Here is a 19409-nt window from a genome sequence, read left to right as displayed (position 1 = left end):
ATTTTCGAATGTAATGCTTAACGCTATCACATTTACCAAAATTATTTATATGATTTAACTGCAACAACAGCTGAATATTGAAAATCATTACTCAATAGTTATTTTTTATTTATAACGCTTATTAATTACAGGGTTAATTGACTATAAATAATGGCCCCGATTGGGGCCATTCAAGCTACTGCGTAAGGAACTTTTCAAGAAATTGCTGGGTACGAGCCTGCTTAGGGTTAGCAAACAACTCACGAGCCGGCCCCTGCTCCACAATGCGTCCCTGGTCCATGAAAATAGCTCGGTCAGCAACATCACGAGCAAAGCTCATTTCATGGGTCACTATCACCATGGTTCGCTTCTCTTCAGCCAACTGGCGGATTGTGCTCAACACTTCCCCAACCAGCTCCGGATCGAGTGCTGAAGTTGGCTCATCAAACAGAATCACTTCCGGGCGCATCGCCAGCGCGCGGGCAATCGCTACGCGCTGTTGCTGGCCACCTGAAAGGCGGCGCGGGTAACTGGTTTCTTTGCCGCTTAAGCCAACTTTCGCCAACAGCTCACGGGCGCGTGCTATTGCCTCTTCCTTCGGCTCACCTTTAACAATCACCGGCCCTTCAATGATATTTTCAATCACCGTGCGGTGCGGGAAAAGGTTGAAACTCTGGAATACAAAACCAACATGCTGGCGCAGTTCGCGCACTTTATTCTTTTGCTTATTCAGCGAAAGCGCTGCATCAATGGAGATATCACCAACCCTGATGGTTCCCGACTCCGGCTGTTCCAGCAAGTTAATGCAACGTAATAACGTAGTTTTACCTGAGCCGCTTGGCCCAATAATGGCGACCACTTCACCCGCTTTTACTTCCAGATCGATGCCATGCAGCACGGTCTGCCCGTGGAATTTCTTGACCAGTTGTTTTACGTCGATGGCACTCATTTTGGATCCCTGTCCTGGCGATTGAGTTGATTTTCAAAGTAGTTCTGCAACGAAGAGAGCACCGTTGCCATCACCCAGTAAATCAAGGAAGCCGCGAGATACATGGTAAACACCTCAAGCGTGCGCGAAGTAATAAGCTGAGCCTGGCGAAACAACTCGGGAACCTGAATTGTGGCTGCAAGCGAGGTGTCTTTTACCAGACTGATAAAGCTATTACTCAGTGGTGGTAATGCCACACGAGCAGCCTGCGGTAAAATCGCCCGGCGCAAAGTTTGCCACGGCGTCATACCGATACTTGCCGCCGCTTCCCACTGCCCTTTCTCAATTGATGAAATGGCAGCACGCAGAGTTTCTGATGCATATGCCGCCATATTCAACGACAAACCAATCATTGCGGCCGGAATAGGATCAAGCTCGATACCAAACTGCGGCAGGCCGTAATAGATCATAAACAGCTGCGCGATTAACGGCGTACCACGAAAAATCGATACATAGAAACGTGAAAGTAGTGAAAACGGCCAGAATCGAGACAAGCGCATCAGCGCCAGTAAAAAACCGAGAATCAACCCAAAGAACATACCGCCGATGCTGAGTTGCAGCGTGAACACCGCACCTTTGAGCAGGAATGGCGCTGAGTCCAGCACCAGTTGAATACTTTCTTGCATAGTAACCCTGTTTTTTTATTATGACTTAGACATGGGGATGGTAAGCAAACAACGCGGGCGCCCCACCAGTATGAATAAAGATAATCGGGCCTTCGTCTTTAAAACGCTTCTGCGCAACGCCGTCTATCAACCCTGCCATCGCTTTGCCAGTGTAAACCGGATCGAGCAGTATCCCTTCCAGACGGGCGAGAATTTTAATCGCCTCAAGCCCTTCTTCGTTCGGCGTGCCGTAGCCCGGAGCGAAGTAGTCATCCCAAAGTTTTATCGGATTGTTTGCGCTGACACTAAGCGACTGCGCCACAGCCTGCTGTAATGCTTCCACTTTCGGTAATTGCTGAGCAATGGTGCGCGACACGGTAACGCCAATTAAATCAACATCCGGCATCACTTGCTCAAGCCCGACGGCAAGCCCCGCATGCGTTCCCGCGCTTCCGGACGCAACAACAACAGACGATACGCTCACCGCACCTTCGCACTGCTGGGCGATTTCCAGCGCGCTTTCCACATAACCCAACGCACCCAGTGCATTCGACCCACCCACCGGAATCACGTACGGGCGAAAACCCTGTGCTTCAAGACGAACGGCTATTTCTTCGAGTTGTTGGTCCGGCGAATGCAACGCATCACACATCTCAATTTCGACATCAAACAGGTCGAGCATCAAGCGGTTGCCATTGGTGAGATAATTTTCTGCCTGTGTACCGATCGGGTTTTCCAGCAAAGCGACACATTTCAGGCCGAGTTTTGCGGCAACCGCTGCGGTTTGGCGAACGTGATTCGACTGAATTGCCCCTGCGGTGACCAGTACATCAGCCCCTTCACGTAAGGCGTCAGCCGCCAGAAACTCAAGTTTACGCAGCTTATTCCCGCCCATCGCCATAGGGGTTGTGTCGTCACGCTTGATGTAGATTTCGCGGCCGAGATAGTCAGAAAAACGCGGCAAATATTCGAGTGGCGTCGGGGCGCCAATAAATTCCAGACGCGGGAAACGCGTCAGATTGTGCAGTGACATGAGCAACTCCATACACTTATTAAAAATTCACATCTCTTCATTATGCACGAGCCTGGCCGAATGCCCGCAAATGCAAATAAAAAAAGGTGCTGAAATCAGCACCTTTTTTCAGGCTTTCGTAAACTACTTAGTCACGTCAGCGCCAAACCACTTCTCGGAAAGCTTCGCTAAAGAACCATCTTTCTGCATTTCAGCGATACCTTTATTAATAGCATCAACCAGGTCTTCGTTGCCTTTACGAACGGCAACACCCGCTTCCTGACGAGAGAATGGAGCGCCAGCTACTGCCAGGGTATCTTTGGTTTTCTTCACCAGATCCAGTGCCGCCAGGCGGTCAACCAGAATGGCATCGATACGACCTACGCGCAGATCCTGATATTTGGTTGGGTCATCATCATAAGTGCGGATATCAACGCCCTGCACATTGGCACGCAACCACTCTTCGTAGTTTGTCCCAAGGCCAACACCCACTTTCTTACCTTTCAGCGACTCAGGCCCGGTAATGCTGCCTTCATTGCCTTTTTTCACCAGCGCCTGAATACCAGAAACGGTGTATGGCGTGGAGAAATCATATTTTTGCTTACGCACATCGGAAATTGTGACCTGATTAATCACCACATCGATACGTTTGGAGTCCAGTGACGCCAGCATGCCGTCCCATTTAGTCGGCTTAAGCGCGGCTTTCACGCCCAGGTGCTGTGCCAGTTGTTCCGCAAATTCCACTTCAAAACCGGTCAGTTTGCCATCATCACCCTGGAAGCTAAACGGAGGGTAAGTCCCTTCCAGCCCAACCAGCAACGTGCCGCGTTCTTTAACTTTATTGAGTAAGTTTTCCGCCGCAAACGTCTGCACACTCGCGCCAGCTACCATTGCCACAGCCAGCACGCCCATCAGCGCCTGACGCCCCACCATTGCTAATTTCATAGATACCCCGAATGTCGATAATTTGATGTAGTGTAACGACTTAATATAATCAATCAAAACCACTACGCTACAAGTTATGCCATTTTAATATATACCCTTATCTTTCAAGTTGCAGGTGCGTTGGCTGCTCTCTTTCACCCGAATCACTTACTACAGTAAGCTCATCGGGATTCACTCGCTTGCCGCCTTCCTGCAACATGAAATCTTTTGGGTAATGATCAGAAGTTGATTTTTTTTCCTGGAAATGGGCATGGGTATTTTGGTTCACGGTCTGGAACTGCCCGTACTTGCGCAGTGCAATACGGTAATTGTTGGTGCTGGTTGGCGGTAACCATTCTTCGAGGGAATCGTCGAAGAAGGCCTTAGTTGATGTGGGAAAAGGGATATTTTGTACGGCAAAATGATTCCCCAGACGACGCAGGCGCACCACATATTCGCGGATAGTGCCGTGGCTCATCTCGGTTTGCTCGAACAGGTATTCTTTAAAGCCAATGATATCGAAATAGTGTTGCTGCTCTTTGCAGTACAAATCACCGCAAAAACGGCACAGTGCCGCCCAGGACTGGCGTTCAGCCTGCCAGCCATTTTCATCTATTAAGGTATCAAGTTGGGCGATGGCGGTTTTGCTGACAATTTCACCCCCACGCGTAAGCGTGATTCTATCGAGCAATTTTGCGCACTGCGCACAATGAGTTTGTGTGTGTTTAAAGTCTTTCAAATAACGGCTTAATGGCCGTTTTTTTAATTGCTGCACCGTCATTATGTAATCCCGATTATCTCGCCAAATACCCAAATAATTCGAGTCGCAGCGCTACGGCAAGAGAACAAGTCCCAATGAGCTTACATCAGTAAGTGATTCGGGCGCGTGAACGCTGCCAACAAAGATGCGACTTGAAGTATGACGGGCATTTACAACTTACCGAGCTTAGTGCGTAAACGTTTAATCGCCTGGCTGTGCAACTGACTGACGCGCGACTCCCCTACTTCCAGCACCGCGCCAATCTCTTTCAGATTCAGCTCTTCCTGGTAGTAAAGTGTCAACACCATCTTTTCGCGATCGGGTAACGCATCAATTGCGCCCATCACACGTTCACGCAAATTCCCTTCCAACAGTTGCTGAAGCGGGTTTGCCTGCTGATGCTCTTCAGTAATCAGTTCGATACTATCGCCATGCTCTTCACGCCACTCGTCATAAGAGAAGAGTTGGCTGTTATTGGTGTCGAGCAACATCTGACGGTATTCGTTGAGCGGGATATCCAACCGGTCTGCCACTTCTGTTTCGGTAGCATTACGGCCCAGCTCTTGCTCCAGTTGACCAATTGCCTGCGCAACGCCGCGGGCGTTACGCCTGACGCTGCGTGGCACCCAGTCACGGCTGCGCAACTCATCAAGCATCGCCCCACGGATGCGCTGCACCGCGTAGGTAGTAAATGCCGTTCCTTGCAGGGCATCATAACGGTCCACTGCGTTTAACAACCCGATGCCGCCCGCCTGTAGCAGGTCGTCAAGCTCCACACTCGCGGGCAGGCGTACCTGCAGGCGCAATGCTTCGTGACGCACCAGCGGTACATAACGCTGCCACAGCGAGTGTTTATCCATCACACCTTCAGCGGTATACAGTGAATTCACGATAAACAGCCCTGCGTTAGTTGAGTTATCGGCATGATTATCCGTTTCTGGAGGGTTTTTAATCGCAAGAATAGTGGGTGAAATAAGGGGTTATTTGGGGGTTATGGGTAACAAGCATAAAGAAAAAACCCCGCAAGCGCGGGGTTTGGTCAGGAATGTGCGTTTTTTTATGAAACTTAACGCAGCAGAGACAGAACGCCCTGCGGAACCTGGTTTGCCTGAGAAAGAACAGAAGTACCAGCCTGCTGCAGGATCTGCGCGCGGGACATGTTAGAAACTTCGGTCGCGTAGTCAGCATCTTCAATACGGCTACGAGCAGAGGTCAAGTTATTTACTGTATTGCCCAAGTTAGTAACTGCAGATTCGAAACGGTTTTGAATTGCACCCAAAGAACTACGGAATTGGTCCACTTCAGATAATGCAGCATCAATCTTTTTAAGTGGATCCGTTGTACCTAAAGTAACAGCAGTTGTTGTAGCAGAAGCTACCTTTGTTGTTTCATCAATGCTTGCTTTTGCAAAACTACTGACCCCATTAGCATCGACAGACTGAACAGCATAACTTGCATTACCTTTATCATCTTTGTAACTAACCAAGGTTTTTCCTGCAGCTTCAAGCGCTGTGGTGTCAACTTTCAGATCTTTGCCTACTTCAGTAACATCTTTAAGATTCGCAGCATTTACAGTAGCTGGAGGAAGATTACTATCGATAGTAACTGTACCGGCTTTATTATCTACTGCAGCAGCGTAAAATGTTGTACCGTCTTCAGTCGCATAATAGTTCCCTGATGCGTCTTGTTTCAGCTCAGCGGTAGCTGTAAACGTAACCCCACCAGTTGTTTTGCTATCTTTAAAATCCGCTGGAGCTGCCAAAGCATGACGCACATTAATTGTGTCGCCATTGCCTACAGATTTGCCCATTTTTGTGATATTCAAATCTGCAAGGCCAAGTGTTGTACTATCAATTTTTTTAAGATCGATAGTTATAGTTTCATTATCCTTAGCACCGACCTGAATTGTCAGTTGTCCATCCTGATTGAGTACTTTTTTACCGTTGAAATCAGTTTGTTGTGATACGCGATTGATTTCTTCAAGACGTTGGTTAATTTCGTCTTGGATTGAAGAAAGGTCAGTATCTGAGTTAGAACCATTTGCAGCCTGTACCGAAAGCTCACGCACGCGCTGCAGGTTGTTATTGATTTCGTTTAATGCACCCTCGGTTGTTTGTGCAACGGAAATACCGTCGTTAGCATTACGAGAAGCTTGCGTTAACCCCTTAATATTTGCTGTAAAGCGATTGGCAATTGCCTGACCTGCTGCATCATCTTTGGCGCTGTTGATACGCAGACCGGAGGACAGACGCTCAATAGCAGTACCCAGAGCGGACTGAGATTTGTTCAGATTGTTTTGGGTCAACAGCGACAGGCTGTTAGTGTTGATAACTTGTGCCATGATTTTATCCTTATCAATTCACATTTTGTGGTTGGGCTGTTGCCCACGGTTTCTCACCGTCTACCCATGTATCGGCACACTATTTTCGAACTTTAGGAATATTTCACTTTTTCACTAGTCGCAGAAATAACCCGCAACGCCTTCATTATTCCCGCCATTAAGTTTGCACAAATATCATTAAACTTTGTGCTCTTGTTGCCGATACCACTGTGAATAATTGTTAGTAATGAAAAGGGAATAATAATGGCTAGCGTTTCTTCATTAGGGGTCGGTTCCAATCTGCCACTGGACTCACTGTTAACCAACCTGAGCACAGCAGAGAAAGGCCGCCTGACGCCGATCACTGCGCAGCAATCCAGCTATAGTGCAAAACTCACCGCGTACGGTTCGCTTAAAAGTGCAATTGAAAAATTCCAGACCGCAAACACTGCACTAAATGATGCCACTCTCTTTAAAAGTAGCATTGCCACGAGCAGCACTGCAGATTTAGGTGTAACTACAACAGCTGGAGCCGCTGCTGGGAAATACACCATCAGTGTGACACAGCTCGCACAAGCTCAATCGCAAGCAACGAGCGGCCTTACTAGTGCTACAGATAAACAAAGCAGTACTTCGTCATCTGATCGTAAGTTGGTAATCAACCAACCTGGCCGTGAGAAACCACTAGAAATTAAACTTAGCGATGATCAAACTTCACTGAATGGTATTCGCGATGCTATTAATGTTGCCGACAGCGGTGTATCTGCAAGTGTAATCAAGAATAAAGATGGTGAATTCCAGTTAGTTATATCTTCTGCCGAAACGGGGGAAGATAACAAAATGGCAATTACCGTCACAGGTGACCAAGCTCTGAGCGATAAACTCATCACTGGAGATAAAGGTCTAAAAGAAACAATACCTGCAAAGAATGCTGAGCTTACTATCAACAATATTCAGGTTATTAGCAGCAGCAATACAATTAAAGATACACCAGAAGGTGTGACCTTAACTCTGAATAAAGAAGTCACTAACGCAACAGTTTCGGTAACCAAAAGCAACGATAAAGCGACGACTGCGATTAAAGCATGGGTTGATGCTTATAACTCAATGCTGGATAACTTTAGCTCCCTAACTAAATACAGTGCAGTGGAAGCAGGCGCCGACCAAAACTCAGGAAATGGCGTTTTACTGGGCGATAGCGTAGTACGCACTATTCAGACAGGCATTCGTTCCCAGTTTACCGCGGGTGATACGGGTTCAAACTTTAGCACCCTAGCGCAGATCGGTATTGCACAAGACCCAACCACCGGCAAACTAAAAATTGATGATGATAAACTGGGTGCTGCATTGACCAAAAATTCCGTTGATACTCAAAAATTACTAGTCGGTGACAGCAAAAATACAGGCATAACCACAACAACTGTTAATTTGCTGAAAAGCTATCTAGCAAGTGACGGTATTATTGAGAATGCTACTAGCAGTATTAACACCACATTGAAAGGTCTGACTAAGCAATATCTGGCGGTCAGTACCAGCATTGATGAAACCATTGCCCGATATAAAGCTCAGTTTACGCAACTCGATACAATGATGAGCAAGCTGAACAACACCAGTTCATATCTGACTCAACAATTCTCATCCAGCAGTTCCTGATAACAAGGGGTAATTATGTACAGCGCGCGGGGTACACAAGCATATGCTCAGATAGGTGTGGAAAGCGCCGTCATGAGCGCGAGTCCTCATCAATTGATTGTTTTGCTTTTCGATGGAGCATTAAGCGCCCTGGTTAGAGCTCGCTTGTTTATGCAGCAAGGAGAGGTGGCAGCGAAGGGTGAAGCACTGAGCAAAGCTATCAATATTATTGATAACGGTCTGAAGGCAGGACTCAATCATGAACAAGGTGGCGAATTAGTAGACAGTTTATCTTCTCTATACGACTATTTGGTTCGCCGTCTATTGCAAGCAAATTTACATAATGATGTTAGTGCAATAGAGGAGGTCGAAAGGCTATTAACCAATATTGCGGATGCCTGGAAGCAAATCTCACCTCTGAATGCTGCGCGGGAGCCTGCCTAATGTCGCCGTATGTAGAACTGATCAGCCGCTGGCAGAACGTTGTGCTGTTAAGCCAGTCGTTGCTGGAACTGGCACAGCGCGGCGAGTGGGATTTATTGCTGGAGCAGGAAGTCGCTTACCTGCAAGGCATTGAGACGCTTAACGCCAACCCTATTCCACCAGGGACGGCGAAAAGCGTGCAGGATATGTTGCAGCAAAAACTAGAACAAATTCTGGAAAATGAGCAGGCGCTAAAAAACTTATTACAGCAGCGCCTGGACGAACTGAGTTCGTTAATCGGCCAGTCATCACGCCAGCAAACCCTGAACCACACGTATGGAAGGTTATCAGGTCAGTTACTGGTACCTGATGCACCACAATAATTTTGCCTCACACTGCAAAGCATTCAGTAACTAATCCGCTAGTCATCCTAAAATCTTCCATACTCCAGTGGTCAGCTAAATGACTCCTGGAGCGTGGACTCGATGAAAAACCCAACCTTATTGCAATTTTTCCATTGGTATTACCCCGGTGGGGGTCAATTGTGGGCAGAAGTCGCCGAACGCGCGGCAACTCTCAATGATATCGGCGTCAATATGGTCTGGCTGCCACCGGCTTATAAAGGCAGTTCCGGTGGCTATTCCGTGGGATATGACTGTTACGATCTTTTTGATCTCGGTGAATTCGACCAAAAAGGATCGGTGGCGACCAAATACGGCGATAAAGCGCAATTGCTGGCAGCAATAAAAGCCCTAAAAGAAAACGATATCGCAGTGCTGCTTGATGTGGTGGTTAACCATAAAATGGGCGCTGATGAGAAAGAGCGCATTCAGGTCAATCGCGTCAACGAAGAAAACCGCAATGAAATAGACGACGAAGTTATCGAATGCGAAGCCTGGACGCGTTACACCTTCCCTGCCCGCGCCGGTCAATATTCGAAGTTTATCTGGGATTACAAATGCTTTAGTGGCGTTGACCACATCGAAAACCCGAACGAAGACGGTATTTTCAAGATAATCAACGATTACACCGGTGAAGGCTGGAACGACCAGGTTGATGATGAACTCGGCAATTTTGACTATTTAATGGGCGAGAATATCGATTTTCGCAATCACGCCGTCACAGAAGAGTTGAAGTACTGGGCGCGCTGGGTCATGGAAGAAACCGGCTGTAACGGCTTCCGCCTCGATGCGGTCAAACACATTCCGGCGTGGTTCTACAAAGAGTGGATTGAACATGTTCAGGAAGTGGCTGAACAACCGCTGTTTATTGTTGCGGAATACTGGTCACATGAAGTCGATAAACTTCAGGAATATATCGCGCAGGTTGATGGCAAAACGATGCTGTTTGATGCGCCACTGCAGATGAAATTCCACCAGGCATCAAAGCAAGGTCGTGATTACGACATGAGCCAGATTTTCACCGGCACGCTGGTTGAAGCCGACCCTTTCCACGCCGTGACTCTCGTTGCCAATCATGACACGCAACCCCTGCAATCACTTGAAGCACCTGTTGAGCCATGGTTCAAACCCTTAGCTTATGCGCTGATTTTGCTGCGCGAAAACGGTGTGCCAAGCGTGTTTTATCCCGATTTATTTGGCGCAAGTTACGACGATGAGGGTGGCGATGGCGAAACTTACCACATCGACATGCCGGTTATCGAACAGCTGGACGACCTGATCCATGCACGGGAACTTTATGCTCACGGCGTGCAGACGCTCTATTTTGATCACCCTAATTGCATCGCTTTTAGCCGCAGTGGCACCGATGAAAATCCAGGTTGCGTGGTGGTGCTATCAAATGGTGATGAAGGCGAGAAAACCATTACGCTTGGCGATAATTATGGCAGCAAAAACTGGCGGGATTATCTGGGCAACCGTGAAGAAACCGTCACCACCGATGAAAACGGCAGCGCGACATTTTCCTGCAACGGCGGTAGCGTCAGCGTGTGGGTAATGGAAGAGGTGTTATAGATTGGCTGAAACTTCCCTCTCCCTTTAAAGGAGAGGGAATCATCACTTACGGTAATTTGCTATCCAGCGGGTTCTTCTGCAAATAATCAGCACATTCTTGCGTCGGACGATCAACACGTTTCAGCGTCATACCTGCATATTCCAGCGTATCGCCTTCACGCTCAACGCTATAAACATCGCGTTTGTTGGTCACGTTATACCAGTCATCTGAACGCACGGTCAGTTTACCCGGCAGAGCAAGCACGCGCTGCCACTGGCGGCAATCGAGCGTATCCCCTTGCGGCGTGACCACAAGAGTCGCGATCGCTTCCGGGCTCACCATCTCACTTTGTGGGCCTTGTGACTGCCAGTAACCAGCAAGTCCTGCAGGCGCTGGGGTTTTAACCACTTCGAGGTAATTATCAACCTGCACACAGCCGCTCAACGCCAGCAACACTGTCAATAATGCAATCTTCTTCATCATCTATCCCGACTGCGGAGAAAAAATAATTTTCGCATTAAAGCACTTAGCCCGCCAGTGTTTCAGTAGCTTGCAACCAATCGCGGGAAATTAAGACGGGCCGTTCAAGCCCTGGCATAGCAAATCTTTTACCAGACTCAATGGCGAGTTGCAGATTATGAATTAAGATTATTCTTATAAATCTTAAAAGGAATATCGCCATGCGTGATTTCTTTTCCACATTAAAATATGACTTAAAAATCAATACAGCCAAATCTAAGCTCATTATTTTAATTTTCAGAATGGCCACTATTCATGCCAAAACAAAGGTGCTTTACCCGATTTCGCTAATGTTTGTGATACTCAACCGAGTTATTAATGAAGGCCTGTTTGGGGTAGAGCTGTCTTACCATTTAAAAATTGGCAAGGGCTTTAAGATTTGGCACGGTAACTCAATGATTATCAACAGAAGCTGTGTGATTGGAGAAGGTTTTACCATCAGGCAATTCTGCACCCTTGGCAGCAATAAAAATGGTGTCGACATCAAATTTAAAGTGGGAAACAACGTCAATATGGGCGCCCATTCCTGCATCATTGGCGACGATATAGAAATTGGCGACAACGTGACAATTGGCGTAGGCACGCTGGTTTTAAAAAGCGTTCCGTCTAATAGCACAGTCATTTCCAGCAATAAAATGGTTATTATCGAAAAGCCCGAAACGTTAACGATTTAATTAACTAGCGCAAAACCCAGCATCGGAAAACATGTTTTAAGCCGCTCATATTTCGCAACTTTGGGCAGGCTAAATAGAAAAAGGCCGACGATTGTCAGCCTTTAGAATCATTTTAAAAATCTTGCTTACTTCTGAACTTCTATACATTTTCCAGCAGATGGGGCCTGGACAGTACCGTAACTTCCATCAGGAATTCCCTTCATCACCTCTTTTAAGGTGAGCTCGCACACGTCCATGCTAGGCATGGGGGTCACGTTCCATGAAACATTACTCGTATAACCTGACGCCAGAAGCATAAAATAATAAACAGTTGCCACAATACCCCCCTATAAACTGTCGCGGATTATGTAAATGGAACCAGGAAGCAGCAAGCCATTTATTACATTTGAGTAACTTTTAGGAATTAATGACAAAAAAATAATGATTATCGTGGGTTAGTAAAGATGATAATTAACAAGTCCACAGATTTTTTCACAACAACACTTCTACGTAGGCGCATATGTATTGACCTACGCTGTCTTATTTTAGTGATAAAAATGTACGTCTATATTTTTATATATCTCATAGATCAAGCAACTAAACCTGCATGTTCATCACTTCCTGGTAGGCCGACACCATCTTGTTACGCACCTGAATTCCCATCTGTAACGAAACTGACGATTTTTGTAGATCGACCATCACATCATTTAGCGCAACACCGGGAGTTCCCAGGGCAAATTTTTCAGCCTGGGTACGCGCAGCGGTTTGTGTTTCGCTGATGCGACCAAGTGCTGCCTGCAACTCACCGGAAAAACTCACTTTAGGCTCGTTATTCTGAACCGGATTTCCCGCCGATAGCGCGGTTGCCTGCAACTGCTGAAGAACGCCTTCAATACCCTGAATTGCCATTTCCCTGCCCCAATGATTTTTATCGCGGCAAGATTAACACCTTGTCAATAGGACAAAGGCGGTAATTAGCGTCAATAAATAGAGCTAATTCAGCCATCGAAACTTTTGAGAAAGAAAATAATGACGGTGCCATCTATGTGGAACTTTTGTTGTGGGAGCTCGTTTTGTTCACTCTTTATAGTAAAAATGATGTCTATGTTCAGTTGCGAGGTGCTCAATGACCGCAGCGGACCAGGCACAAACGTCACAAAACAAATCCCAGGAGTGGCTGACCCGCGTTCGCGCGAATCCTAAAATCCCACTGATGGTCGCAGGTGCGGCGGCGATCGCCGTTATTATCGCGCTGGTACTGTGGGCCAAAACACCTGATTACAAGGTGCTTTACAGCAATCTGGCGGATCAGGACGGCGGCGCCATCGTCACGCAACTGACCCAAATGAATGTGCCTTACCGCTTCTCCGATAACGGTAGTGCCATTGAAGTTCCAGCTGATAAAGTCTACGACCTGCGTCTGCGCCTCGCCCAACAAGGGTTGCCGAAAGGTGGCGCAGTTGGCTTTGAGCTGCTGGACCAGGAAAAATTCGGTATTAGCCAATTTAGCGAGCAAGTGAACTACCAGCGTGCGCTGGAAGGTGAACTGGCACGAACAATAGAAACACTCGGCCCGGTAAAAAATGCGCGTGTGCATCTTGCCATGCCAAAACCCTCTCTCTTTGTCCGCGAGCAAAAGTCCCCTTCTGCTTCCGTAACGCTCAGCCTCGAACCTGGCCGCGCCTTGGATGAAGGGCAAATCAGCGCCGTTGTCCACATGGTTTCCAGCGCGGTTGCAGGGCTGCCACCAGGTAATGTAACGCTTGTTGACCAGGGCGGGCATCTGCTCACGCAGTCCAATACCGCAGGCCGCGACTTAAACGATGCTCAACTGAAATATGCGATGGATGTTGAAAGCCGCTTCCAGCGCCGTATCGAATCAATCCTCGCACCTATCGTGGGTAGCGGGAATGTCCATGCTCAGGTCACCGCCCAGATAGATTTCGCCAATAAAGAAAAAACTGAAGAGCAATATCGCCCGAACAGCGATCCTTCTCAGGCTGCCGTGCGTTCACGCCAGCTAAACCAAAGTGAGCAGGTTAATGGCCGTAACCCAGGTGGTGTTCCGGGTGCTCTATCAAACCAACCAGCTCCGCCGAACAATGCCCCTATTGCCAATGCGCCACAAAACAATGCGGCAAATGCACCTCAACAAAATCAATCGACGTCGATGGGTGGCTCTACCCCAACCGGCTCAAGCAATACGCAGCGCGACGAAACGACCAACTACGAAGTTGACCGCACTATTTTGCATACCAAGCTGAACGTCGGTGATATTCAACGCCTGTCTGTGGCTGTCGTCGTGAATTACCGCCAGCTAACCGATGGCAAGCCTTTGCCGTTGACCACTGAGCAAATGAAGCAAATTGAGAACCTGACGCGTGAAGCGATGGGCTATTCAGACACACGTGGCGACACGCTCAACGTAGTGAACTCACCATTTAGCGCGACAGAAGAAACCAGCCTTGAGCTGCCGTTCTGGAAGCAACAAGCCTTCTTCGAAATGCTGATGTCCGCAGGCCGTTGGTTGGTAGTGCTGATTGTTGCCTGGCTGCTGTGGCGCAAACTGGTGCGCCCACTTATTCAACGCAAGGTTGAGGTGCAACAAACGCAGGTGGAAGCACAGCGCCAGCGTGCGGAAGAGGAAGATGCAGTTTCTGTTCGTCTGACGAAAGACGAGCAGCAACAACAACGCAAAGTGAATCAAAAACTGAGCGCTGAAGTGATGAGCCAGCGTATTCGCGAGATGTCCGATAATGATCCGCGCGTCGTTGCGCTGGTTATACGCCAATGGATGAGTAACGAACTATGAGTATTAGCGGAACAGAGAAAAGCGCAATTCTGTTGATGACCATTGGCGAAGACCGAGCGGCAGAGGTGTTCAAACACCTTAGCCCGCGTGAAGTCCAGCATCTTAGTGCGGCCATGGCCAGCATTCGCCAGATTTCCAATAAACAGCTGACCGAAGTGCTAGCTGAGTTCGAGCAAGAAGCCGAGCAATACGCTGCGCTGTCGATTAACGCCAACGACTACCTGCGCTCTGTGCTGATCAAAGCGTTAGGTGAAGAGCGTGCTTCCAGCTTGCTGGAAGATATTCTGGAAACCCGCGAAACCACCTCGGGTATGGAAACGCTCAACTTTATGGAACCACAGAGTGCCGCCGATCTTATCCGCGACGAGCACCCGCAGATCATCGCCACGATTTTGGTTCACCTCAAACGCGCTCAGGCTGCCGATATTCTGGCGTTATTCGACGAACGTCTACGCCACGATGTGATGCTGCGTATCGCCACCTTCGGCGGCGTGCAGCCTGCAGCGCTGGCGGAACTGACCGAAGTGCTCAACAACCTGCTCGATGGTCAGAACCTCAAACGCAGCAAAATGGGCGGCGTAAGAACGGCTGCAGAAATTATCAACCTGATGAAAACTCAGCAGGAAGAAGCGGTTATCTCTGCTGTTCGCGACTTCGACGGCGAACTGGCACAGAAAATTATCGACGAAATGTTCCTGTTCGAAAACCTGGTCGAAGTGGACGATCGCAGTATCCAGCGCCTGTTGCAGGAAGTGGAATCCGAATCGCTGCTGGTCGCACTCAAAGGTGCCGAGCAACCGCTGCGCGAGAAATTCCTGCGCAACATGTCGCAGCGTGCAGCAGATATTTTGCGCGATGACCTTGCAAACCGTGGCCCGGTACGTCTCTCGCAGGTGGAAAACGAACAGAAAGCCATTCTGCTTATTGTTCGTCGCCTGGCAGAAACCGGCGAGATGGTGATTGGCACCAGCGAGGATACGTATGTCTAACGGGCTTGCGTGGAAAATCTGGACACCAGACGACCTGGCTCCGCCTTCACAGGCCTTCGAGCCGATGTTCCAGTCGGAATCGGATGGCGATGAGCCCGAACAGGCTCAGGAAAGTGTGCCTGATTTACAGCAACAACTTGCTCAAATGCAGATGCAGGCTCATGAACAAGGCCATCAACTGGGCTATGCCGAAGGGCAAAAAACTGGCGTGGAAGAAGGCCGCAAAACGGGTTTTCAGCAAGGGCTGGAACAAGGTCTTGCTGAGGCTAAGCAGCAACAAGCGCCGGTACATGCGCGAATGCAGCAACTGGTCAGCGAGTTCCAGTACACGCTTGACGCGCTCGACAGCGTTATCGCTTCACGTTTGATGCAGATGGCACTGGAAGCGGCTCGCCAGGTTATCGGCGAAACCAAAGGCATTGATAACACTGCGCTGATTAAGCAGATTCAGTCGCTATTACAGCAAGAACCACTGTTTAGCGGCAAACCACAGCTGCGCGTACATCCTGACGATTTAAGCCGCGTGGAAGAGATGCTGGGTGCCACGCTCAGCCTGCATGGCTGGCGTTTGCGTGGCGACCCGAGTCTGCATCAGGGCGGCTGCAAAGTCTCCGCTGATGAAGGCGATCTCGACGCAAGCGTTGCAACGCGCTGGCAAGAACTCTGCCGCCTTGCAGCCCCTGGAGTGTTGTGATGACTGCGCGTCTGACTCGCTGGCTCAATTCGCTCGATACTTTTGAGGCGAAAATGTCTCAACTGCCGACCGTGCGTCGTTATGGTCGTCTGACTCGTGCAACCGGTCTGGTACTGGAAGCCACAGGTCTGCAATTACCGCTTGGTGCGACCTGCATCATCGAGCAGCACTCGCGAGATATCGAGTGTGAGGTCGTCGGTTTTAACGGTCAAAGACTGTTTCTGATGCCGCTTGAAGAAGTCGAAGGCATTCTGCCCGGTGCCCGTGTTTATGCCCGCGCCACCAGCGAAGGTGGCCTGCATAGTGGTAAACAACTGCCCCTCGGCCCGGCGCTTCTGGGCCGTGTACTGGATGGTAGTGGTCGCCCACTCGACAGCCTTCCGGCACCGGAAACCACCACGCTTGGTGCATTGGGTGCCGCCCCATTCAACCCCTTACAACGTACCCCTATCGAACACGTGTTGGATGTTGGTGTGCGTCCTATCAACGCGCTGCTAACCGTGGGTCGCGGCCAGCGTATGGGCCTGTTTGCCGGTTCTGGTGTGGGGAAAAGTGTGCTGTTGGGCATGATGGCGCGTTATACCCAGGCCGATGTAATCGTCGTGGGGTTAATCGGCGAACGTGGGCGTGAAGTAAAAGACTTTATTGAAAACATTCTTGGCCCTGAAGGGCGTGCCCGCTCGGTGGTCATTGCTGCTCCTGCGGATGTTTCGCCGCTGCTACGTATGCAGGGTGCCGCTTACGCCACACGCATCGCCGAAGATTTCCGCGACCGCGGCCAGCATGTGTTGCTGATTATGGACTCCCTCACCCGTTATGCGATGGCGCAACGTGAAATAGCGCTGGCGATTGGCGAGCCGCCTGCAACCAAAGGTTATCCACCTTCGGTGTTCGCCAAGCTGCCTGCGCTGGTTGAACGCGCCGGTAACGGCATTTCTGGCGGTGGTTCGATTACCGCGTTTTATACCGTTTTGACCGAGGGCGACGATCAACAAGATCCGATTGCCGATTCGGCGCGAGCCATTCTTGATGGTCACATTGTGTTATCGCGCCGTCTGGCGGAGGGCGGTCACTACCCGGCAATCGATATTGAAGCGTCTATCAGCCGTGCCATGACTTCGTTAATTACCGATCAGCACTACGCACGCGTACGCCATTTCAAACAGCTGTTATCCAGTTTCCAGCGCAACCGCGATTTGGTGAGCGTAGGTGCGTATGCCAAAGGCAGCGATCCGCAGCTCGATAAAGCAATTTTGCTGTGGCCGCAACTGGAAGCCTTTTTGCAGCAAGGGATTTTTGAACGCAGCGGCTGGGAAGAAGCCTGCCAGTCACTGGAGATTATTTTTCCAACGGTTTGATAACCCATCGTAGGTCGGATAAGCGTCAGCGTCATCCGGCATAAGCTTGACGAGAGGTAACAATGAACCAAAGCACAGCACTGGATACCCTGCACGACCTGGCAGAAAAAGAGGTCGAGGACGCAGCAGTACGCTTAGGGGAAATGCGCCGCGGCTGCCAGGCGGCAGAAGAACAGCTCAACATGCTGATTAACTATCAATTTGAATATAGCTCCAGCCTCAACGACAGCATGAGTCAGGGCATTGCCAGTAACCGTTGGCAGAATTATCAGCAATTTATACAGACGCTTGAGAAAGCTATCGATCAGCATCGCCAACAGTTGATGCAGTGGAACGGAAAGGTCACTCAGGCGCTGAATGTATGGCAAGAGAAGCAGAAGAGATTGCAGGCCTGGAGCACGTTACAGCAGCGCAAAGCAGCACAAGTCCTGTTGGCTGAGAACAAGCTTGATCAAAAACTGATGGATGAATACGCCCAGCGGGCAACACTGAGGAAAGCAGAATGATTATGCAGCCCCTGATTACAGCCTCTCCCGATGTCGCAAGTACTGCGTCTGCCCCGGGTAGTGTAGTTCCTGGCGATAAAGGCTTCAGTGAAGATTTCCTGAGCCTGCTGAGCAAAGCGCTGCCAGGTGAAGTCACTCTGGCAGATGGTAAAACCGTGTCTCTGGAAGCCGCTCTGGGTAAAACAGCGGGCAAAGACGCACCTGCTATTGCTGCTGATGCCGCTGATGAAAAAACCACGCTTGCCGCGCTGTTAAAGAACCTCGATGCACCACAGGCATTGTCTGCCCTGCTCTCTAACGTGAAGAAAAGCGGCAACGAGGAAAAAACGGCACAAGTCGATGCGCAACATGAGCAAACCCACACGCTCAGCAATGCTGACATGCAGGCATTAAGCGCATTGTTTGCCATGCTGCCGCAGCAATTACCGGCCGCCAACACACTCAATACCCAGTCAGATGGTGAAAGTAGCGCGGCGGTTAGCCTGAATACTTTGCTTTCCAGTAGCGGTATAAAAAATGCGCCGACGGTTGATGCGCGAACCAACAGCGCCATCGCGACAGATAACACCGTTACACTTGATAGCGCAGCGACAGCAAAAAATGCACCCGCAACAACCGACTCACCGGTTGAAGCAAAAGCTTTCACCATAAGTAGCACTGAAAATGGCAACCGTGATGCCACAGCGAACAACACCACCACTGCTTCGGCACTGACCACGCCAGTCTTCAGTACCGCAACGGTGGCGACACCCGCTTCGACGCAAATTGCTGTGCCGGTCGCACCACAGATTAGCGCCCAGCTTGGCAGCCAGGAGTGGCAGCAGGCAGTCAGCCAGCACATCACCCTATTCACTCGCCAGGGCCAGCAAAGTGCCGAGCTACGTCTGCACCCTGAAGATTTAGGACAGATTCAAATCAGCATGAAGCTTGATGACAACCAGGCCCAGTTGCAGATGGTTTCAGCCCACAGCCACGTTCGCGCAGCACTTGAAGCGACATTACCAAACCTGCGTATTGCACTGGCAGAAAGTGGTATCCAGCTTGGGCAGAGCAGTATCAGTAGCGAAAGTTCTGCCGGGCAGCAGCAACAGCAATCAGGCCAACAGCAGCAACAAGCCTCACGATCGGGCGGTGCTTTCCCATCAATGGGTGATGCTGATTCGCTGGCAGTTCCTGCCAGCGTGCAACGTTTAGCATCGGGTAATAACGCGGTGGATATTTTCGCCTGAGCCACGCTCCCTAAGCTAAACGTCAGAGGTAACAACAAATATCATCTGTTTTC

19 protein-coding genes and 1 pseudogene are annotated in these 19409 nt (G+C 49.5%); 11 read left to right on the top strand and 9 right to left on the bottom strand.

Annotated features, from left to right (window positions below):
• Positions 1 to 175: 175 nt before the first annotated feature.
• From tcyN to LVQ79_RS09495, 7 genes and pseudogenes are all read right to left on the bottom strand, one after another.
• The gene (gene tcyN, locus LVQ79_RS09525; RefSeq protein ID WP_232864739.1) at positions 176 to 928 is read right to left on the bottom strand and encodes an L-cystine ABC transporter ATP-binding protein TcyN; all 753 of its coding nucleotides are present in this window, start codon (positions 926 to 928) and stop codon (positions 176 to 178) included.
• Positions 925 to 1593, bottom strand: coding sequence for a cystine ABC transporter permease (gene tcyL / locus LVQ79_RS09520; protein ID WP_064512043.1), 669 nt, complete (start codon positions 1591 to 1593; stop codon positions 925 to 927). The genes tcyN and tcyL overlap by 4 nt, the downstream gene beginning before the upstream one ends.
• A 25-nt stretch (positions 1594 to 1618) precedes the next feature.
• The gene (gene dcyD, locus LVQ79_RS09515; RefSeq protein WP_232864738.1) at positions 1619 to 2605 is read right to left on the bottom strand and encodes a D-cysteine desulfhydrase; all 987 of its coding nucleotides are present in this window, start codon (positions 2603 to 2605) and stop codon (positions 1619 to 1621) included.
• A gap of 123 nt (positions 2606 to 2728) precedes the next feature.
• Positions 2729 to 3529 carry a cystine ABC transporter substrate-binding protein gene (gene tcyJ / locus LVQ79_RS09510; protein WP_232864737.1) on the bottom strand — a complete coding sequence of 267 codons (801 nt, stop codon included), beginning with the start codon at positions 3527 to 3529 and terminating at the stop codon, positions 2729 to 2731.
• A gap of 211 nt (positions 3530 to 3740) precedes the next feature.
• Positions 3741 to 4289, bottom strand: a pseudogene (fliZ, locus tag LVQ79_RS09505) (flagella biosynthesis regulatory protein FliZ); the annotation flags it as partial.
• A gap of 149 nt (positions 4290 to 4438) precedes the next feature.
• Entirely contained in the window at positions 4439 to 5158 is a 720-nt protein-coding gene (locus LVQ79_RS09500) for an RNA polymerase sigma factor FliA (protein ID WP_064512046.1), read from the bottom strand.
• A gap of 176 nt (positions 5159 to 5334) precedes the next feature.
• Positions 5335 to 6609, bottom strand: coding sequence for a FliC/FljB family flagellin (locus LVQ79_RS09495; protein ID WP_232864736.1), 1275 nt, complete (start codon positions 6607 to 6609; stop codon positions 5335 to 5337).
• A 243-nt stretch (positions 6610 to 6852) separates the two neighbouring features.
• Between LVQ79_RS09495 and fliD the strand changes: the two genes are divergently transcribed.
• The 4 genes from fliD to amyA all read left to right on the top strand — a co-directional run bounded on the left by fliD (position 6853) and on the right by amyA (position 10616).
• Positions 6853 to 8241 (top strand): flagellar filament capping protein FliD, encoded by a 1389-nt coding sequence (gene fliD, locus LVQ79_RS09490; RefSeq protein WP_232864735.1) that lies wholly within the window; start codon positions 6853 to 6855, stop codon positions 8239 to 8241.
• 15 nt (positions 8242 to 8256) lie between these two features.
• Complete coding sequence (gene fliS, locus LVQ79_RS09485) at positions 8257 to 8664, top strand: flagellar export chaperone FliS (protein ID WP_232864734.1); 408 nt, start codon at positions 8257 to 8259, stop codon at positions 8662 to 8664.
• Positions 8664 to 9026, top strand: a complete 363-nt coding sequence (gene fliT, locus LVQ79_RS09480) for a flagella biosynthesis regulatory protein FliT (RefSeq protein ID WP_064512050.1) — start codon at positions 8664 to 8666, stop codon at positions 9024 to 9026. Before fliS ends, fliT begins: the two co-directional genes overlap by 1 nt.
• Before the next feature lie 102 nt (positions 9027 to 9128).
• Positions 9129 to 10616 carry an alpha-amylase gene (amyA, locus tag LVQ79_RS09475; protein ID WP_232864733.1) on the top strand — a complete coding sequence of 496 codons (1488 nt, stop codon included), beginning with the start codon at positions 9129 to 9131 and terminating at the stop codon, positions 10614 to 10616.
• Positions 10617 to 10662: 46 nt separating this feature from the next.
• Here the strand turns inward: amyA and yedD are convergent, their stop codons facing one another.
• Complete coding sequence (gene yedD, locus LVQ79_RS09470; RefSeq protein ID WP_232864732.1) at positions 10663 to 11076, bottom strand: lipoprotein YedD; 414 nt, start codon at positions 11074 to 11076, stop codon at positions 10663 to 10665.
• A gap of 200 nt (positions 11077 to 11276) precedes the next feature.
• Here yedD and LVQ79_RS09465 point away from each other — a divergent pair, with 200 nt between their 5' ends.
• The gene (locus tag LVQ79_RS09465) at positions 11277 to 11789 is read left to right on the top strand and encodes an LbetaH domain-containing protein (protein ID WP_232864731.1); all 513 of its coding nucleotides are present in this window, start codon (positions 11277 to 11279) and stop codon (positions 11787 to 11789) included.
• 576 nt (positions 11790 to 12365) lie between these two features.
• On the opposite strand, the gene fliE is transcribed toward LVQ79_RS09465, so the two are convergent.
• Positions 12366 to 12677 (bottom strand): flagellar hook-basal body complex protein FliE, encoded by a 312-nt coding sequence (gene fliE / locus LVQ79_RS09460; protein WP_232864730.1) that lies wholly within the window; start codon positions 12675 to 12677, stop codon positions 12366 to 12368.
• 217 nt (positions 12678 to 12894) lie between these two features.
• On the opposite strand from fliE, the gene fliF reads away from it, so the two are divergent.
• The 6 genes from fliF (at position 12895) to LVQ79_RS09430 (ending at position 19356) form a co-directional block, all read left to right on the top strand.
• Positions 12895 to 14580, top strand: coding sequence for a flagellar basal-body MS-ring/collar protein FliF (gene fliF / locus LVQ79_RS09455; protein ID WP_232864729.1), 1686 nt, complete (start codon positions 12895 to 12897; stop codon positions 14578 to 14580).
• Complete coding sequence (fliG, locus tag LVQ79_RS09450; protein ID WP_232864728.1) at positions 14577 to 15569, top strand: flagellar motor switch protein FliG; 993 nt, start codon at positions 14577 to 14579, stop codon at positions 15567 to 15569. Before fliF ends, fliG begins: the two co-directional genes overlap by 4 nt.
• Positions 15562 to 16263 carry a flagellar assembly protein FliH gene (gene fliH, locus LVQ79_RS09445; protein WP_232864727.1) on the top strand — a complete coding sequence of 234 codons (702 nt, stop codon included), beginning with the start codon at positions 15562 to 15564 and terminating at the stop codon, positions 16261 to 16263. Before fliG ends, fliH begins: the two co-directional genes overlap by 8 nt.
• Positions 16263 to 17621: a flagellar protein export ATPase FliI gene (gene fliI / locus LVQ79_RS09440; RefSeq protein ID WP_064559259.1), complete on the top strand. Its 1359-nt coding sequence runs from the start codon at positions 16263 to 16265 to the stop codon at positions 17619 to 17621. Before fliH ends, fliI begins: the two co-directional genes overlap by 1 nt.
• 62 nt (positions 17622 to 17683) lie before the next feature.
• Complete coding sequence (fliJ, locus tag LVQ79_RS09435; protein WP_134186500.1) at positions 17684 to 18127, top strand: flagellar export protein FliJ; 444 nt, start codon at positions 17684 to 17686, stop codon at positions 18125 to 18127.
• Positions 18124 to 19356 carry a flagellar hook-length control protein FliK gene (locus LVQ79_RS09430; RefSeq protein WP_232864726.1) on the top strand — a complete coding sequence of 411 codons (1233 nt, stop codon included), beginning with the start codon at positions 18124 to 18126 and terminating at the stop codon, positions 19354 to 19356. Before fliJ ends, LVQ79_RS09430 begins: the two co-directional genes overlap by 4 nt.
• Positions 19357 to 19409 lie beyond the last annotated feature (53 nt).

It is taken from the genome of Buttiauxella cochleicola, from assembly GCF_021282405.1.
GTDB classification, from domain to species: domain Bacteria; phylum Pseudomonadota; class Gammaproteobacteria; order Enterobacterales; family Enterobacteriaceae; genus Buttiauxella; species Buttiauxella massiliensis.
This window is presented reverse-complemented; position numbering and strand designations above follow the sequence as displayed.

Coding starts and splice junctions, on each gene's coding strand:
- LVQ79_RS09430 (WP_232864726.1), top strand. CDS start 18,124: ATGATTATGCAGCCCCTGATTACAGCCTCTCCCGATGTCGCAAGTACT.
- fliF (WP_232864729.1), top strand. CDS start 12,895: ATGACCGCAGCGGACCAGGCACAAACGTCACAAAACAAATCCCAGGAG.
- fliG (WP_232864728.1), top strand. CDS start 14,577: ATGAGTATTAGCGGAACAGAGAAAAGCGCAATTCTGTTGATGACCATT.
- LVQ79_RS09495 (WP_232864736.1), bottom strand. CDS start 6,609: ATGGCACAAGTTATCAACACTAACAGCCTGTCGCTGTTGACCCAAAAC.
- LVQ79_RS09465 (WP_232864731.1), top strand. CDS start 11,277: ATGCGTGATTTCTTTTCCACATTAAAATATGACTTAAAAATCAATACA.
- tcyJ (WP_232864737.1), bottom strand. CDS start 3,529: ATGAAATTAGCAATGGTGGGGCGTCAGGCGCTGATGGGCGTGCTGGCT.
- fliE (WP_232864730.1), bottom strand. CDS start 12,677: ATGGCAATTCAGGGTATTGAAGGCGTTCTTCAGCAGTTGCAGGCAACC.
- fliS (WP_232864734.1), top strand. CDS start 8,257: ATGTACAGCGCGCGGGGTACACAAGCATATGCTCAGATAGGTGTGGAA.
- fliH (WP_232864727.1), top strand. CDS start 15,562: ATGTCTAACGGGCTTGCGTGGAAAATCTGGACACCAGACGACCTGGCT.
- tcyL (WP_064512043.1), bottom strand. CDS start 1,593: ATGCAAGAAAGTATTCAACTGGTGCTGGACTCAGCGCCATTCCTGCTC.
- dcyD (WP_232864738.1), bottom strand. CDS start 2,605: ATGTCACTGCACAATCTGACGCGTTTCCCGCGTCTGGAATTTATTGGC.
- fliT (WP_064512050.1), top strand. CDS start 8,664: ATGTCGCCGTATGTAGAACTGATCAGCCGCTGGCAGAACGTTGTGCTG.
- fliI (WP_064559259.1), top strand. CDS start 16,263: ATGACTGCGCGTCTGACTCGCTGGCTCAATTCGCTCGATACTTTTGAG.
- fliJ (WP_134186500.1), top strand. CDS start 17,684: ATGAACCAAAGCACAGCACTGGATACCCTGCACGACCTGGCAGAAAAA.
- fliD (WP_232864735.1), top strand. CDS start 6,853: ATGGCTAGCGTTTCTTCATTAGGGGTCGGTTCCAATCTGCCACTGGAC.
- yedD (WP_232864732.1), bottom strand. CDS start 11,076: ATGAAGAAGATTGCATTATTGACAGTGTTGCTGGCGTTGAGCGGCTGT.
- tcyN (WP_232864739.1), bottom strand. CDS start 928: ATGAGTGCCATCGACGTAAAACAACTGGTCAAGAAATTCCACGGGCAG.
- amyA (WP_232864733.1), top strand. CDS start 9,129: ATGAAAAACCCAACCTTATTGCAATTTTTCCATTGGTATTACCCCGGT.